The following is a 15,739-nucleotide window of genomic DNA, read 5'->3' as shown; positions in this document are numbered from 1 at the left end:
GCGCCGGACGCCCCGGGCAGCGACGGCGGCGGGACGGGCATGCTGCGTGCGGCGGTGACCGGTCGCAGCGTCGCCGGGCAGGTCTTCCTCCTCCAGGTCGTGATCGTGCTGCTGCTGGTCGTCGCGGCCGTGGTGGCGCAGGTGCTCCAGGTGCGCCGCGACAGCGACACGGAGGCGGGCAACCGCTCCCTCGCGGTCGCGGAGACGTTCGCCAACGCACCGGGCACGGCGGCCGCGCTGCGCACCCCGGATCCGACGAAGGTCCTCCAGCCGAAGGCCGAGGCCGTACGCAAGGCGACCGGCGTCGACTTCGTCGTCGTGATGACCACCGACGGCATCCGCTACACGCACCCCAAGCCTGACCGCATCGGCAAGAAGTTCGTCGGCACCATCGCCCCGGCAGTGGCCGGGGGCACGGTCACCGAGCACGTCACCGGAACGATAGGGCCGCTGGTGCAGGTCGTCGTCCCGGTGAAGGACTCCGCAGGCAAGGTGGTGGGCCTGGTCTCGGCCGGGATCACCACGGCGCACGTGGGCGGGGCCGCCGACCAGCAACTGCCCCTGCTGCTCTGGGCGGCAGCGGCGGCGCTCGCACTCGCGACCGGCGGCACGGCCCTGGTCAGCAGACGGCTGCTGCGCCAGACGCACGGACTCGGCCCGCACGAGATGACCCGGATGTACGAGCATCACGACGCGGTGCTGCACGCGGTCCGCGAGGGCGTGCTGATCGTCGGCGACGACGCCCGGCTGCTGCTCGCCAACGACGAGGCGCACCGGCTGCTGGGCCTGCCGGAGGACGCCGAGCGGCGCAGCGTGCTGGAGCTCGGCCTGGACGACGAGACGGCGGCGCTGCTGGCCTCGGGCCGGGTGGCGACGGACGAGGTGCACCTGGTCAAGGACCGGCTGCTGGCGATCAATCAGCGCCCCACCGATCTGCGCGGCGGCCCGGCGGGCAGCGTGACCACGCTGCGCGACTCGACGGAGCTGCGGGCCCTGTCGGGCCGGGCGGAGGTGGCACGCGAGCGGCTGAACATGCTGTACGACGCCGGTGTGGGCATCGGCACCAGCCTGGACGTGACCCGCACCGCGGCGGAGTTGGCCGAGCTGGCGGTGCCCCGGTTCGCGGACTTCGCGACGGTGGACCTGTTCGACGCGGTGCTGCACGGGGAGGAGCCGCGGCCCGGCACCGCACTGCGCCGCGCGGCCGGCGCAGGGGTGCGCGAGGGCTCCCCGCTGTACCCGGTGGGCGAGCACATCCGGTTCGTGGCCACCTCGCCGCAGGCGCGCAGTCTGACCACGGGGCAGTCGGTCGTGGTGCCCCGGCTGCGCGACGCGCCGGGCTGGCGGGCCCAGAACCCGGAGCGCACCGACCAGGTGCTGGAGTTCGGCATCCATTCGCTGATCACCGTGCCGCTCCGGGCGGGCAGTCTGGTGCTGGGGGTGGCGAACTTCTGGCGCTCGGAGAAGCCGGAGCCGTTCGACTCCGAGGAGCTTGCGCTCGCCGAGGAACTGGTCGCGCGGGCGGCGGTGTCCATCGACAACGCCCGGCGGTACACCCGTGAGCACAGCATGGCGGTGACCCTGCAGCGCAGTCTGCTGCCGCGCACGCTGCCCGAGCAGGGCGCGCTGGACCTCGCGTACCGCTATCTGCCGGCGCAGTCCGGGGTGGGCGGCGACTGGTTCGACGTACTGCCGCTGTCCGGTGCCCGGGTGGCGCTGGTGGTGGGCGACGTGGTGGGACACGGGCTGCACGCCGCGGCCACCATGGGCCGGCTGCGCACGGCGGTGCACAACTTCTCGTCGCTGGATCTGCCGCCGGACGAACTCCTCGGTCTGCTGGACGAGCTGGTGGGCCGGATCGACCAGGACGAGACCTCCGCCGACGGCTCGGCGGCGATCACCGGCGCGACCTGTCTGTACGCCGTCTACGACCCGGTCTCCCGGCGCTGCACCCTGGCCCGGGCCGGTCATCCGCCGCCCGCGGTGGTGCATCCGGACGGCAGTGTGGAGTTCCCGGAGGTGCCGGCGGGTCCGCCGCTGGGCCTGGGCGGGCTGCCGTTCGAGACGGCCGAGCTGGAGCTGGCCGAGGACAGCCGGCTGGTGCTCTACACGGACGGGCTGGTGGAGGACCGGGACCGGGACATCGACGAGGGTCTGGAGCTGCTGCGCGACGCCCTGAGCCGGACGCCGGACGCCTCCCCGGAGGAGACCTGCCGCATGGTCCTGGACCGGCTGCCGGCCCGGCCGAGCGACGACGTCGCGCTGATCGTCGCCCGCACCCGGGTGCTGGGCGCCGACCGGGTCGCCGAGTGGCAGGTGCCCTCCGACCCGGCGGCGGTGTCCGAGGTACGGGCCTCGGTGACCCGGACACTGACCGAATGGGGCCTGGAGGAGCTGGACTTCACGACGGAGCTGATCCTGAGCGAGCTGGTCACCAACGCCATCCGGTACGGCCGCGCCCCGATCGGGGTACGGCTGCTGCGCGAGCGCACGCTGATCTGCGAGGTCTCCGACGCCAGCACGACCTCGCCGCATCTGCGGTACGCGGCCAGCACCGACGAGGGCGGCCGGGGGCTGTTCCTGGTCGCGCAGCTCGCCGATCGCTGGGGCACCCGGTACACCCCCAGCGGCAAGATCATCTGGGCGGAGCAGCCGCTGCCGTGACGGCCGCGGGGAGAGTGTGCGGGAATTGTGTTGAGGGCACGTCACCAGCTGGGTGATGATCTCCGGCATGTTCACGCGCAGGAATCGCCGCCCGAAGTCCCCCGTTCTCCGTACGGCCTGGGAGGCCCTGGACCACGGGGACGTGCCTGGTGCGCTGCGGCAGTTGCGGGCGGCCGGTGAGGAACAGCCGCTCGCCGAGGTGGCCCTGGTGGTAGGCCGGGCCGCCGAGGCGGTGGGCTGTGACGATCTCACGAAGGCCGCCGCAGCGGTCGTCGCCGAGCCCGAACGCCCCACCGCTCTCTACGACTTCGGGTACTGGTGCGTCGAACGCGACATCGCGCGCGTGGCCGTCCCCGCGCTCCGCGAGGCGCTACGGCGCAGCGACGGTGCGCCGGTGGTGCTGCGGGAGCTGGTGGCGGCGTACGAGCACGACGGCCGCCATCGCGAGGCGGTGCGTGAACTCTCCCGGTTCGAAGGGGCGTTGGCGGACTGGCCGGACCGCTATCTGCTGGTGTTCAACGCGGTCCTGGCCGGTGACCTGGAGCTGGCCCGGCGCGAGCATGCGCTGCTGTCCGACCCGCAGGACGCGCGGTGGCAGCCCGCCCGGGAGCGGCAGAACCGGGTGCTCGCGCGGGCGGCCGATGCGCAGCGGGCATCCTCCCTCGGCCCGTCCGACCTGCGCGGCTGGCAGTACGTGAGCTCCGGCACCGTCCTCGGCACGCTCTCGCCCCACGGCTTCGACGCGGGCATGAACGGCCGGTACGCCTGGCTCCAGGACACCCCTGGCCTGTGTCTGCGCGGTCTGTTGAGGCTGCGCGCCCTGCTGTCGGCCGCGGAGCTCCGGCCGCGCTCGGTGTCGCTGCTGCCCGACCGGGACTCGCGGATCCTGGGCCTGGCCGCGGCCGAGGTGCTGGACCTGCCGGCCGAGCCGTTCGCGCCTGGCCGCACGGACACGGTGGTCGTGGCCTACGACCTCGACGGGGCGGCCGCGCACGACGGCGGCCCGGAGATCATCGGGCAGCTCTTCGAGCGGGTGCCCGGGCAGGTGCTGCACGCGCACGCGAGCTGCTGGCCGGATCCGCCCGCGATCACCGCGGACAGCGTGGCCCTGCTGCACCAGACGGTGGTGGCGCCGTGGGGTGAGCAGCTGCGCGGGAGCGCGGACGGCGGCGTGGGACGGGGTCCGGCGGACGACCGCCCTGAGGCGGAGGTCGCCGCCACGATCACGGGGGCCGTCCCGGAGCCGGATCCGGACGGCGCCGGGATCCCGGACGGTGAAACGGAGTTCACCGCGTTCGCCGCGGCCGTCCGGGAGAGCTGGCTGCGCGGCGACCGGGCGCGGGTGAAGTCCCCCGGGCCGGTCCCCAGCTCCCGGTTCGAGTGAGCCCGGGCGGCCGGCGCGGGCCGGTCAGCCGAGGGCGCGGTCGAGGTTGAACGCGGCGCTGATCAGGGCGAGGTGAGTGAACGCCTGCGGGAAGTTGCCCTGTTGCTCGCCGGTGCGGCCGATCTCCTCGGCGTACAGGCCGAGATGGTTGGCGTAGGTGAGCATCTTCTCGAACGCCAGCCGGGCCTCGTCGAGCCGGCCGGCGCGGACCAGGGCCTCGACGTACCAGAACGAGCAGATGGAGAAGGTGCCCTCGTCCCCGCGCAGCCCGTCGGGGCTGGACTGCGGGTCGTAGCGGTAGACGAGGGAGTCGGAGACCAGATCGTCGCCGAGGGCGTCCAGGGTGGACAGCCACTTGGGATCGGTCGGGGCGACGAACTTGGCGAGCGGCATCATCAGCAGCGAGGCGTCGAGCACGTCGCCGCCCTCGTACTGCACGAAGGCGCCGCGCCGCTGCGACCAGCCGCACTCCATGATCCGCCGGTAGACCGCGTCGCGGGCCTGTCCCCAGCGGACCAGGTCGGCGGGCAGGCCCCGGCGGCGGGCGAGGCGCATGGCCCGCTCGATGGCGACCCAGCACATCAGCCGTGAGTACGTGAAGTTCTTGCGACCGCCGCGGGTCTCCCATACGCCCTCGTCAGGCTGGTCCCAGTGCGCGCAGACCCAGTCGACCAGGTGGCACACGTCGTCCCACTGGGCGCTGGAGATCGGCTGGGCCCACTTGTCGTAGAGGTAGATCGAGTCGATCAGGGCGCCGTATATGTCCAGTTGGAGCTGGTCGGCGGCGGCGTTGCCGATCCGGACCGGCGCGGAGCCGAGGTGTCCTTCCAGGTGGGGCAGCTCGCGTTCGGGCAGTTCGGTGCGGCCGTCGATGCCGTACATGATCTGGAGCGGTGCGGAGTCGTCGCCGCTGTCGCCGGGGCTCACGTGGGTGGTGAGGAAGCGCATGAACGCCTCGGCCTCGCCGCTGAAGCCGAGCCTGAGCAGCGCGTAGACGGCGAAGGCGGCGTCGCGCACCCACACGTACCGGTAGTCCCAGTTGCGCTCGCCGCCGATCTGTTCGGGCAGGCTGGTGGTGGGCGCGGCGACGATGGCGCCGGTGGGGGCGTAGGTGAGCAGCTTCAGGGTCAGGGCCGAGCGGTGCACCATCTCGCGCCAGCGGCCCCGGTAGCGGGACTGGTGCAGCCAGCGCCGCCAGTAGGCGACGGTGGCGTTGAACTCGTGCTCGGCCTCGGCGCGGGCGCAGCCGCGGGGGGTCACGGTGCCGCCGAACTGGTCGAGGGCGAACACGGCGGTCTCACCCTCGGCGAGCTTGAAGTCGGCGCGGGCGTCGCGGGCGTCGCACTCCAGGGTGACCGTGGAGGTCAGGGCCAGCGCCTGCACGGCGGACTCGAAGACCACGGTGCCGCCGTCGACGCTGCTGAGGGTGTGGGGGGCGGCGCCGTAGTCGAAGCGCGGCGCGATCTGTGCCCGGAAGGGGACGGTGCCGCGGACGCACACCACGCGCCGGATCAGCCGGTGCCGGCCCGCCTCGCCGGGGCCGGCCGTGCCGTCGCAGGTGACCGGCATGAAGTCCTGCACCTCGCCGACGCCGTCCTCGGTGAAGAACCGGGTGATCAGTACGTTGGTGTCGGGGAAGTAGAACTGCTTGGTGCGCGCGGGTACGGCCGCGGCCAGCTCGAAGGAGCCGCCGCGCTCGGCGTCGAGGACGGCCGCGAAGACGCTGGGGGCGTCGAAGGACGGGGAGCAGTACCAGTCGATCGTGCCGTTGGTGCCGACCAGGGCCACACTGCGCAGGTCCCCGATGAGCCCGTGCTCGGCGATGGGCAGATAGCGGAGCCCGGGGCGGGCGTGCTCGGCGAACGGGGTCTCGGCCATCGGTGGCCTCCCGGAGTACGGTGCGAGATGTTCTCCAGCTTAGGAGCGTATGCGCTCCGGCGGCGTGGAAAGGCCCCGAACCCCGGCACGCACTCCCCCAGAGGGCACCCCCAGCACGTCGGCGTCACGACTCCCCCGCGCTCGGCATCTCACCAGCACGGGACCCCATCACCCCGCCGCCCGCCACGCCCGATCCGGTCCGATCCGATCCGAAGGAAGCATGTGCGCTCCGGCGGCGTGGAAAAGCCCCGAACCCCGGCACGCACTCCCCCAGAGAGAGCGACCCCAGCGCGTCGGCGTCACCCGCCCACTCCCCCACGCTCGGCCTCTCACCAGCGCGCGACCCATGACCCCGCTCAGATCGGCCGGCCCCCCGCCCGTCACGGCCGGCCCGATCCGAAAGAGCGTGTGCGCTCCGGTGGCGTGGGAAGGCGCTGCGGGCAATGGTGAGAGGGTGCCCCGTTCGGCGGCACCGGCACGGATGCGGTCATCCGGACCGAGGAGGAGGCATCATGTCGACCAGCACACCCGACGAGTCCCGGTCGTCCGACGACCACTGCACCCCGGACGCCCTGCTGCACACCGCTCCCTCCCGGGATGTCACCCCGGAGGACTTCGTGATGGCGGCGGGCAGGGACGTCACTCCGAAGAACCTCGACTGGGCCCGTCGCAAGATGGCGACGGATCCGACGGCCGTCGAGAGGCTGCTGCCGTAAGGCGTCCGGGGAGCCGGAAACAGGGGCGCGGGGCCGTGTGCGGCACACGGCCCCGCGCCCCTGGCTCGCGCCGGTCCCGGCGGGTCAGTCCGCCGACTGTTCGGCCAGTCCCGCCGTCCACTTCTCCTCGATGCGGCCCGCCTTCCAGATCAGCAGGGCGACGGCCCAGGTGGCGAAGAACAGGCCGACGATGACGAAGCCGACGGTGTTGAGGTCGAGGCCGGAGATCCAGTCCCAGAAGGCGCCGTGCAGATCCATCTTGTCGGCGAGGAGGCCGAGGAGCTCGACGGTGCCGATGATCAGGGCGACGGCGACGGACAGGCCGGTGATGGTGAGGTTGTAGTAGACCTTGCGGACCGGCTTGGAGAACGCCCACTCGTAGGCGAAGTTCATGAACGAGCCGTCGATGGTGTCCAGCAGCGACATGCCCGCGGCGAACAGGACCGGCAGGGTCAGGATGGCGTACCAGGGCAGGCCGGAGGCGGCGCCGGAGCCGGCGAGGACCAGCAGGGCGATCTCGGTGGCGGTGTCGAAGCCGAGGCCGAAGAGCAGGCCCAGCGGGTACATCTGCCACGGCTTGCGAATGGTGCCGGTGACGCGGCCGAGCAGGCGGTTCATGAAGCCGCGGTTGTTGAGCTGGGTCTCCAGGGCGGCCTCGTCGTAGTGGCCCGAGCGCATCCTGCGGAACACCTTCCAGATGCCGGCCAGGATGACGAGGTTGATGCCGGCGATGAGGTAGAGGAAGGCGCCGGAGACCGTGGTGCCGATCAGGCCGGTGACCTCGTGCAGGCGCGAGTTGTCGTCGCGGACCGGGCCGGCCAGGGTCTTCAGGCCGAGCGAGAGCAGCAGGGAGAGGCCGAAGACGATGCTGGAATGGCCGAGGGAGAACCAGAAGCCGACGGAGAGCGGGCGCTGTCCCTCGCCCATCAGCTTGCGGGTGGTGTTGTCGATCGCCGCGATGTGGTCGGCGTCGAAGGCGTGGCGCATGCCGAGCGTGTAGGCGGTGATACCGATGCCGATACCGAAGGACTCCTTGCCCACGCTGAAGTGCTGCGGCGCGATGATCCCGACGAGTGTGCCCCAGCCGATGACGTGCAGTGCGAGCACGAAGCCGGCCATCCCGCCGACCCTGATCCACTCCTGCCGCGTCATGGAGCCGCGGACGCGGTGCCAGAGCGACGGCCTGCCGTCGGCCTGGGCGGGGAGGGACGGAGCGGAACCAGGGGCGGCCGTCATCGGGAGGGTGTGTCCTTCGGTCGTACGGGTACGGCTGCACCGCGCAGCCTTGTGCCATCCTCTCCTACTTGCAACTCATGTGCAGTAAAGGGGACGGCAGGCCTTTCCCATGGAAAAGGAAAAGAAACGGGAAAGACCTGCCTCTGAGCTGCAGAAACGGTTGACCGGAGGGAGCGCGGGGAGGCTCAGGCGGAGAACATCCCGCGGCCGAGCCAGTCCTTGGCGTCCCGCACGCCGGGCAGGGCGAAGAAGTAGCCGCCGCCGGTCGGGGAGATGTAGTCGACGAGGGGCTCGTCGATCAGCCGGGTCTGCACGGCCTCGAACTGGCGCTTGACGTCCTGGTTGTAGCAGGCGAAGACCAGGCCCATGTCGAGGTTGCCGACGTTGTCCACGCCCCGGTCGTAGTTGAAGCCGCGGCGCAGGATGCGGGAGCTGTCACTCTGCGCGGTGCGCGGGTTGGCGAGCCGGATGTGGGCGTCCAGCGGGATCGCGCTGCCCTTCGGGTCCTTGGCGTACTGGGGGATGTCGGTCTCGTTGGCGCCGTCGAGCGGGGCGCCGGTGTCCTTGCGGCGGCCGAACATCTTCTCCTGCTCGCTGAGCGAGACCCGGTCCCAGAACTCGACCAGCATCCGGATGATCCGGATCACCTGGTAGCTGCCGCCGGTCGCCCAGGCGGGCTCGCCCTGGCCGGCGCCGACCCAGATCAGCTTGTCCGTCTCGCGGGCGGAGGTGACGTCCGGGTTGGCTATGCCGTCCTTGAAGCCGAGGAGGTTGCGCTGGGCGCCGGTGGGGCGCGGGGCGTTCTGGAAGCCGTCGATGCGCCACTTGATCTGCATGGCGCCACGGGTGTGCCGGGCGATGTCGCGCAGCGCGTGCAGCACGGTGTCGGTGCTCTGGGCGCAGATCTGGAGCGACAGGTCGCCGTGGCACTCGGCCGCGTTCAGGTTGTCGTTGGGGAAGGTCCGCATCGGGGTGAGCCGGGCGGGCCTGGTCTTGGCGAGGCCGTAGCGGTCGTCGAAGAGGGAGGCGCCGACGCCGACGGTGACGGTGAGGGCGTCGGAGGGGACCTCGGGGCCGAGGATGCCGTTGTCCGAGGGCGGCGCGCCGACGCCGAGGTCGGCCGGGGCGCCGCCGGCGGTGAGGAAGCGGGCCCGCTCGGTGATGGTCTTCAGCAGGTCGGTCAGGCCCTGGCGGTCGTCGGCGATGACGTTCAGCGAGACGAAGGTGGCCGCGGCCGGCGCGGGGGTGAGGATGCCGGCCTGGTGGGCGCCGTGGAAGGGCACCGTGGCGCCGCTGTCCGGGTGGGAGGTCTGCGCTTCGGCGGTGCCGCCGCTCTCGCCGAGTGCGAAACCGCCGCCGGCCAGCACCGCTCCGGCGGCACCGGCACCGAGCGCCGTCCGCACGAAGGAGCGGCGGGCGGGGCCGACGGGGCAGGTCGGCTGGTCGGCGGTGGACATCGGCGGGGTCCCTTCGGGGTGCGGGTGCGCGGACGGCATCGGGCAGGCGTGGTCGGTCATCAGGCGGACTTCCGGATCTCGAGCAGGTCCGGGATCGGGGCGAGGTCCTCCAGCAGCTGGCCGGTGGCGCCGTTCAGCCGCTGCCGGTCGCCCGCGCCGAGCTGCTCGACGGGTGTCCAGTGGCCGCCGTCGTGGGCGGCGTCGAGCAGCTTCTGCACGCGCGCGATGTCCGCGTCGACCGTCGGGAGGACCTTCGGCGCGCGGCTGGTGAGCAGCGGCTTGAGGACGGTGAGCAGCTCGCGGGTGCCGGAGAGGTTCGCGTCGGCGGTGGCGAGGTTGGTACCGCTGCCCTCGTCGGTGTCGCCGGTCAGCTCGAACTGGAGGGTGTTCTCCAGGATCTCGTGGGCGCGCAGCGGCAGGTCACCGGGGTCGAAGTCCTGGCTCGGGAACGCCTTTTGCAGGCCGGCCACGTCGGTGGCGAGCTGCTGGGCGGGGCCGGTCAGGTCCTTGGCGGACTGCCCGTGCCACAGGCCGTACTCGATGCGGTGGAAGCCCGCGAAGCCCTTGTCGTGCACGCCGTCGGTCAGTCCGTCGGCCCGGCCGTTGATCTTCTTGTCGAAGTCCTCGAAGGTGCCGTAGGCGGCGCCGAGCGAGGAGTAGGTGCGGTGGGCGGTCAGCCAGTCGGTGCGGGCCTTGTCGAGGTGGTCGCCCACGATGTCGTCGGCGAGCGTCTTCGTCTGGCCGACCAGGGTGTCCAGGCCCTGGCCGACGTACGCCTTGTACTGCTTCAGCGGCGTGGCGAGGTCCTGCTCGGCGACGGGGACGACCGGCCTGGCCGCGCCGCCGCCGGTGACGGTGACGGACCTGGAGGTGACGGCCTTGCCGCCGGTGGGGACGCAGCGCCAGGCGTAGGTGCCGCCGGCGACGGTGGCGACGAGGTCGCGGGTGGTGCCGGGGGCGAGGCCCTCGATCTCGCCGTAGACCGCGCTGGTCGACGGGTCGATGAGGTACACCTCGGAGGTCTTGCCGCCGGTGTTCTTCATCTGGAAGGTCTGCCGGCCCGGCTTGGGCGCGGTGAAGCCCTTGCCGCACTCGCTCTCGGAGACGGCGACGGTCTGGTCGCCGGCGGGCTTGGGCCGGGAGAGGGCGACGACGGCTCCGGCGATGACGGCGGGTACGGCGACCACGGCGGCCGGCACGATCCAGACCGGGCGGCGCCGCGCGGCCTTCGGCTGCTGCTCGGTCTCGGTGCGCTCCTCGGCGGGCTTCGGCGTCGTGCCCCGTACGCCGCGCACGAACAGGGTCATGACGACGGCCAGGTAGCCGACGTAGGCGATCACCTGGAGCCAGGTCATGGTCGGGGTGAGGTTGAGGACGCCCTGGACGAGCGTGCTGTACCAGGAGCCGGCGTCGATGCTGCCGCCGAGGTCGATGGCGTAGGCGGTCCTGCCGGGCAGCACGCCGCCTTCCTGGAGGTCGCGCAGGCCGTAGCCGAGGACACCGGCCGCGATGACGATCAGGACGGCGCCGGTGGCGGTGAAGAACTTCGTCAGGTTGATCTTCAGCACCCGGCGGTACAGGCCCCAGCACAGGATCGTGGCGAGGACCAGGCCGATGCCGGCGCCGGTCAGCGGGCCCGCGGACTCGCCGGCGGCCTGGGCGGTGGTCCACAGGAACAGGGCGGTCTCCAGGCCCTCACGGCCGACGGCGAGGAAGGAGGTGAGGATCAGCACACCGGAGCCCATGGCGAGCGCTCCGGTGATCTTCTCCTTCAGCTCGCCGGACAGGTTGCGGGCGGAGCGGCGCATCCAGAACACCATGGCGGTGACGAACGCGACGGCGATCACACTGAGGGTGCCGCCGAAGGCCTCCTGGGCGGTCTGCGGCATGGAGGCGGCGGTGAAGGTGAGCACCGCGCCGAAGCTCATGGCCACCGCGACGGCGGCGAGGACACCGGTCCACACCTGGGGGAGCCGCGAGCGCGCCTCGGCCCGGACCAGGGTGGCGACCAGGATGGAGACGATGAGTCCGGCTTCGAGTCCCTCCCTCAATCCGATCAGGAAACTCGGAAACGCGTCGTCCCACATGACCTGCTGCCCTCCCAGACTTACTTAGTGAAGGCATGCCTAACCTTCGCGGACCATCATGACGATGGCCATGTAGTCAGTCAGTCATGAAACAGTAATGGAAAGGCAAAGTCCGGGAACGATCCGCTCTCCGCGTTCGTCTACACTTCCGTCGACCGTCTACAAATATGTAGTCGGATGGAGTCGAGATGTCCTTCGAGACGTACGTCGAAGGAACCCGAAGGAAGGGCGTACGGCGATGGCCACTCCCCCACACCTGGCATCGCAGCTCGCGGTCAACGTGCTCGACGCCCACTCCCTGCTCGCCGCCTTCGGCGTGCTCGGTGTCGGCGTGGTGCTCTTCGCCGAGACCGGCCTGCTGATCGGGTTCTTCCTGCCCGGGGACTCGCTGCTGTTCACCGCGGGCCTGCTGTGCACGGGCTCGGCGAGCGGCGGACTGCACCTCTCCCTCGGCCCGCTGCTCGCCGCCGCGGCCGTCGGCGCGCTGGCCGGCTCGCAGTGCGGCTTCCTGATCGGCCGGAAGGCGGGCGGCACGCTGCTGGCCCGCACCCGGTCGGCCAAGCTGCGCGAGGGCGCGCAGCGCGCCGAGGAACTGCTGGAGCGCTACGGCCACGCGAAGGCGATCGTGCTGGCCCGCTTCGTCCCGGTGGTGCGCACGGTGCTCAACCCCATGGCGGGCGCGCTCGGCGTGCCGGCGCGGACCTTCACCGTCTGGCAGACGGTGGGCGGGCTCGTGTGGAGCCTCGGCCTCACCCTCGGCGGATACGCGCTGGGCTCCTCGATCCCCAATGTGGACAAGTACCTGCTGCCGGTGATCGCGCTGATCGTCGTGGTGTCCCTGCTCCCGCTCGCCGCCGAACTGCTGCGCGCCCGCCGTGCCGCCAAGGAGGTGCGCGGATGAACCTCGCCCTGACGGGCTCGTCGGTCGACGGCCCGCTCTACCGGGACGTGGTGGACCTCGCCCACCGGGCCCCGGGATGGCTGGACGGCGTGATCGCCGTGTGGTCGGCGTACGGGCTGGCGGTGTTCGCACTGTTCATGCTCGTCGGCTGGTGGCGGGCCCGCCGCGAGGGCAGCGCGGCGGCCCTGACCGCCCTGGCCGTCCCCGCGGTGGTGGTGCTGGCCTACGCGGTGACCAGCGTGGTGAAGCCGCTGGTGGCCGAGGACCGGCCGTGCCGGCACCTGGCCTTCCGCACGCTGGAGGCGTGCCCCGCGCGGGGCGACTGGTCGTTCCCGAGCAACCACGCCACGATCGCCTTCGCGGCGGCCGTGGCCCTGTTCTTCGTCTCCCGGCGCCTCGGCGTGGTGGCGGCCGTGTGCGCGGGCGCCATGGGGGCCTCCCGGGTGTGGGTCGGGGTGCACTATCCGCACGACGTCGCCGTGGGCGCGGCGGTCGGCGCGGCGGTGGCGTTCCTCGCCATGACCGCCCTGAAGCGGCTGCCGGAGGATCTGCCGAGACGGTTGTCGGGAACGCGGCTGCGGCCTTTGCTGGTGTCATGAACCGCGGACGCTGCGCCGAGTCGGCGGGCACCGTCGCCCTGGCCGCCTGGATGGCGTTCGCGGCGCTGACCGCCGTACTGATCAGCGACCAGGCCGGCCCGCTCTACCCTGACCGGGGCCTGCTGTCCTGGTCCGTCGCGCACCGCCCGCCGGTCGCGGTGGCGCTCGCCCGCGGTCTGACCGCGACGGGCACGGGTGCCGTGCCCTACGTCCTGGCGGCCCTGGCCGGGCTGATCGCGGGCCGCACCGCGTGGCGGCGGCTGACGGCCGCGCTGCTCGGCGTGGCCTGCCTCAGCGCGGGCCAGGCGGTGCGCTACGGCGTCATGGACCTGATCGCCCGCGCCCGGCCACCGCGGTACGACTGGCAGACGCAGGCCTCGGGCTGGTCGTTCCCCTCCGGCCACACCACCACCAGCGCGCTGACGGCCGGGCTGCTGATCCTGGCCCTCGCCCTGCGCGCACCGCGGGGCCGGACCGTGCTGTGCGCGCTGGTCGCCCTCTGGGCGGCGGGGGTCGGACTGACCCGCGTCTACCTCGGCGTGCACTGGTTCACCGACGTCGTCGGCGGCTGGCTGTTCGCGGCCGGCTGGCTCGCCCTGTGCACCTGCGCGGCGGCCCGGTGGCTGCCCGCGCGTCACCTGCCCGGACCCCCCGAGCCCGGCACAACCCACCCGAGCGATCCGGCCGACGGGCCGGTGGAGAGTCATGCGCCAAAGGATCCTCATCGTCGAGGACGATCACGCCCTGCGTGACGTACTGCGCCGAGGTCTGCACGACGAGGACTTCGACACGGTCACGGCCGCCGACGGCGCCACCGCCCTGCGGCTGGCGACACCGGACGTGTCCGCCGTCGTGCTGGACGTCGGCCTGCCCGACGCCGACGGACGCGACGTCTGCCAGGCGATGCGGGCGGGCGGCTTCCTCGCCCCGGTCGTCTTCCTGACCGCGCGGCACGGGCTGACCGACCGCCTCTCCGGCTTCTCGGCCGGCGGCGACGACTACCTGCCCAAGCCCTTCCACCTCGCCGAGCTGGCCGCCCGGCTGCGCGCCGCCCTGCGCCGGGCCGCACCGCCGCCCGCGGCCGCCACGGCGGGCGGCCTGGTGCTGGACGCCGTCCGGCACAGCGCCACCGTGGACGGCGACCGCGTCGACCTCACGCCGACCGAGTTCCGGCTGCTGGCGGCGCTCGCGGCGGCGGGCGGGGAGCTGGTACGGCGCCGTGAACTGCTGCGCGCGGGCTGGCCGGAGGGGGCCCAGGTCAGCGACAACACGCTGGACCAGTACCTGACCCGGCTGCGCCGCAAGCTGCGCGCGGCGGGCAGCGAGCTGACCATCGCCACGGCCCGCGGGATCGGCCACCGACTGACATGACGACCACCTGGCACCAGGACTCCCCGGCACCGGGACTCCCCGGCACGAGGACCGCCTGAGATGAGGGCCCCGGCACCCGCCCGTCCGCTCCGCCCGCTCCTCGTGCGGCTCGCCCCGCGCACCCTGCGCGGGCGCCTCTCGCTGGTCGCGCTCACCACGGCCGCGCTGCTGATGGTGATCCTCACCGTGGTGTTCAACACCGTGGTCCGCCACCGTCTGGAGCGGGAGGCGGACGACACGCTGCGCACCCGCGCCGCGGCCGTGGCCACGACCCTCGACGCCCGGCACGGCCGGGTGCGGGTGCTGGAGACCTCGGGCGACCGGCTCCTGGACACCAACGCGTGGATCTACGCCGGCGGCCGGCTGCTGGAGCGGCCTCCGTCCGGAGCGGGTCAACTGACCGGTGCCGCCGACGACCTGGCCGCCGGGGGCCGTCGCGCGTGCCGCACGGTGCACGGCCCCGACACGATACGGCTGTGCGCGGAGCCGGTACCCGGCGGTGCGGCGCGGGCCACCGTGGTCACGGCGCTGGACCTCGCGCCGTACCGCAGCTCGGCCCGGACCCTGCTGCTCGGCTCCTTCGCGCTGGACGCGGTGATGCTCGCCTGCACCTACGCGCTGACCCGGCTGGCGGTGGGGCGGGCGCTGCGGCCGGTGCGGACCATGACGGACCAGGCGACGCAGTGGAGTGCCGTGGGCTCCGCCGAGCGGTTCGCGGGCCGCGGCCGGCCAGCCGAACTGGCCGCGCTGGGCGCCTCGTTGGACTCCCTGCTGGACCGCATCCGGGCGGTGCTGCGGCACGAGCGGCAGCTGACCGGCGAGCTGTCCCACGAACTGCGCACCCCGCTCAGCCGGATCGTCGCCGAGCTGGACTGGTGGCACGCCCGCCCGCGCTCCGACGCCGACACGAAGGCCTCGCTCGGCGTCGTCGCCGAGGCCGCGCAGTCGATGCGCACCATCTGCGACACGCTGCTGGCCGAGGCCCGCGAGGGAGTGACGACGGCACCCGGCACGGCCGACGTACCGACGGTGCTGCGCCGACTGGCCGCACAGACGGACACCTCCCCGTCCGTGCGGGTGGCCGTCCCGGGACCGCTCACCGCCGGGGTGCAGCCGGCGCTCCTCGAACGGATCGTCAGTCCGTTGCTGGCCAACGCGGTGCGGTACGCCCGTACGACGGTCACGCTGAGCGCGAGCCGCGAGGACGACGGCATCCGGATCGCCGTCACGGACGACGGCCCCGGCGTACCGGCCGCCTTCACGGACCTGCTCTTCCAGCCCGGCCGACGGGCCGACCCCGGCGACGGCCACGGCGGCGCGGGCCTCGGCCTGCCGCTCGCCCGGCGGCTCGCCAGGTCGGCAGGGGGCGAGGTGTCCCACGACCCCGGGCACGGACCGGGGGCACGGTTCGTGGTGATCCTGCCGGCCGGCTGACGCACGGCACGC

12 protein-coding genes are annotated in these 15,739 nt (G+C 72.9%); 8 read left to right on the top strand and 4 right to left on the bottom strand.

Annotated features, from left to right (window positions below; translation table 11 throughout):
* The first annotated feature begins 39 nt into the window (after positions 1-39).
* Both BIV25_RS08030 and BIV25_RS08025 read left to right on the top strand, forming a co-directional pair.
* Entirely contained in the window at positions 40-2,664 is a 2,625-nt protein-coding gene (locus BIV25_RS08030) for a SpoIIE family protein phosphatase/ATP-binding protein (protein WP_071371569.1), read from the top strand.
* 67 nt (positions 2,665-2,731) lie between these two features.
* Entirely contained in the window at positions 2,732-4,048 is a 1,317-nt protein-coding gene (locus BIV25_RS08025) for a hypothetical protein (RefSeq protein WP_177235190.1), read from the top strand.
* Between the two features lie 24 nt (positions 4,049-4,072).
* Here BIV25_RS08025 and BIV25_RS08020 read toward each other — a convergent pair whose 3' ends face one another.
* Positions 4,073-5,926 (bottom strand): glycoside hydrolase family 15 protein, encoded by a 1,854-nt coding sequence (locus BIV25_RS08020; RefSeq protein WP_071371476.1) that lies wholly within the window; start codon positions 5,924-5,926, stop codon positions 4,073-4,075.
* A gap of 512 nt (positions 5,927-6,438) precedes the next feature.
* Between BIV25_RS08020 and BIV25_RS08015 the strand changes: the two genes are divergently transcribed.
* Positions 6,439-6,642, top strand: coding sequence for a hypothetical protein (locus BIV25_RS08015; RefSeq protein ID WP_071371475.1), 204 nt, complete (start codon positions 6,439-6,441; stop codon positions 6,640-6,642).
* A gap of 84 nt (positions 6,643-6,726) precedes the next feature.
* Here the strand turns inward: BIV25_RS08015 and BIV25_RS08010 are convergent, their stop codons facing one another.
* The 3 genes from BIV25_RS08010 to efeU form a co-directional block, all read right to left on the bottom strand.
* Entirely contained in the window at positions 6,727-7,878 is a 1,152-nt protein-coding gene (locus BIV25_RS08010) for a HoxN/HupN/NixA family nickel/cobalt transporter (RefSeq protein ID WP_079176492.1), read from the bottom strand.
* A 185-nt stretch (positions 7,879-8,063) separates the two neighbouring features.
* Positions 8,064-9,335 (bottom strand): iron uptake transporter deferrochelatase/peroxidase subunit, encoded by a 1,272-nt coding sequence (gene efeB / locus BIV25_RS08005; RefSeq protein ID WP_071371567.1) that lies wholly within the window; start codon positions 9,333-9,335, stop codon positions 8,064-8,066.
* Positions 9,336-9,394: 59 nt separating this feature from the next.
* Positions 9,395-11,422, bottom strand: coding sequence for an iron uptake transporter permease EfeU (gene efeU, locus BIV25_RS08000; protein WP_071371474.1), 2,028 nt, complete (start codon positions 11,420-11,422; stop codon positions 9,395-9,397).
* A 238-nt stretch (positions 11,423-11,660) separates the two neighbouring features.
* Here efeU and BIV25_RS07995 point away from each other — a divergent pair, with 238 nt between their 5' ends.
* From BIV25_RS07995 to BIV25_RS07975, 5 genes are read left to right on the top strand one after another with little or no spacing between them, the layout of a single operon-like run.
* Positions 11,661-12,323: a DedA family protein gene (locus tag BIV25_RS07995; protein WP_071371473.1), complete on the top strand. Its 663-nt coding sequence runs from the start codon at positions 11,661-11,663 to the stop codon at positions 12,321-12,323.
* The gene (locus tag BIV25_RS07990) at positions 12,320-12,922 is read left to right on the top strand and encodes a phosphatase PAP2 family protein (protein ID WP_071371472.1); all 603 of its coding nucleotides are present in this window, start codon (positions 12,320-12,322) and stop codon (positions 12,920-12,922) included. The genes BIV25_RS07995 and BIV25_RS07990 overlap by 4 nt, the downstream gene beginning before the upstream one ends.
* Entirely contained in the window at positions 12,919-13,674 is a 756-nt protein-coding gene (locus tag BIV25_RS07985) for a phosphatase PAP2 family protein (RefSeq protein ID WP_071371471.1), read from the top strand. Before BIV25_RS07990 ends, BIV25_RS07985 begins: the two co-directional genes overlap by 4 nt.
* Positions 13,628-14,293, top strand: a complete 666-nt coding sequence (locus tag BIV25_RS07980) for a response regulator transcription factor (protein ID WP_071371470.1) — start codon at positions 13,628-13,630, stop codon at positions 14,291-14,293. The genes BIV25_RS07985 and BIV25_RS07980 overlap by 47 nt, the downstream gene beginning before the upstream one ends.
* A gap of 60 nt (positions 14,294-14,353) precedes the next feature.
* Positions 14,354-15,727 carry a HAMP domain-containing sensor histidine kinase gene (locus BIV25_RS07975; protein ID WP_071371469.1) on the top strand — a complete coding sequence of 458 codons (1,374 nt, stop codon included), beginning with the start codon at positions 14,354-14,356 and terminating at the stop codon, positions 15,725-15,727.
* The last annotated feature ends 12 nt before the right edge of the window (positions 15,728-15,739 follow it).

Source organism: Streptomyces sp. MUSC 14, from assembly GCF_001866675.1.
Lineage (GTDB): Bacteria > Actinomycetota > Actinomycetes > Streptomycetales > Streptomycetaceae > Streptomyces.
Note: the sequence above shows the minus strand (reverse complement) of the source record. Positions and strands in the feature narration are given on the sequence as shown.

What these genes read in the sequence shown, in the direction of transcription:
- BIV25_RS08030 (WP_071371569.1), top strand. Translation starts at nt 40, where the DNA reads ATGCTGCGTGCGGCGGTGACCGGTCGCAGCGTCGCCGGGCAGGTCTTC.
- BIV25_RS07985 (WP_071371471.1), top strand. Translation starts at nt 12,919, where the DNA reads ATGAACCGCGGACGCTGCGCCGAGTCGGCGGGCACCGTCGCCCTGGCC.
- BIV25_RS07995 (WP_071371473.1), top strand. Translation starts at nt 11,661, where the DNA reads ATGGCCACTCCCCCACACCTGGCATCGCAGCTCGCGGTCAACGTGCTC.
- BIV25_RS07980 (WP_071371470.1), top strand. Translation starts at nt 13,628, where the DNA reads ATGCGCCAAAGGATCCTCATCGTCGAGGACGATCACGCCCTGCGTGAC.
- efeB (WP_071371567.1), bottom strand. Translation starts at nt 9,335, where the DNA reads ATGTCCACCGCCGACCAGCCGACCTGCCCCGTCGGCCCCGCCCGCCGC.
- BIV25_RS08025 (WP_177235190.1), top strand. Translation starts at nt 2,732, where the DNA reads ATGTTCACGCGCAGGAATCGCCGCCCGAAGTCCCCCGTTCTCCGTACG.
- BIV25_RS08010 (WP_079176492.1), bottom strand. Translation starts at nt 7,878, where the DNA reads ATGACGGCCGCCCCTGGTTCCGCTCCGTCCCTCCCCGCCCAGGCCGAC.
- BIV25_RS08020 (WP_071371476.1), bottom strand. Translation starts at nt 5,926, where the DNA reads ATGGCCGAGACCCCGTTCGCCGAGCACGCCCGCCCCGGGCTCCGCTAT.
- efeU (WP_071371474.1), bottom strand. Translation starts at nt 11,422, where the DNA reads ATGTGGGACGACGCGTTTCCGAGTTTCCTGATCGGATTGAGGGAGGGA.
- BIV25_RS07990 (WP_071371472.1), top strand. Translation starts at nt 12,320, where the DNA reads ATGAACCTCGCCCTGACGGGCTCGTCGGTCGACGGCCCGCTCTACCGG.
- BIV25_RS08015 (WP_071371475.1), top strand. Translation starts at nt 6,439, where the DNA reads ATGTCGACCAGCACACCCGACGAGTCCCGGTCGTCCGACGACCACTGC.
- BIV25_RS07975 (WP_071371469.1), top strand. Translation starts at nt 14,354, where the DNA reads ATGAGGGCCCCGGCACCCGCCCGTCCGCTCCGCCCGCTCCTCGTGCGG.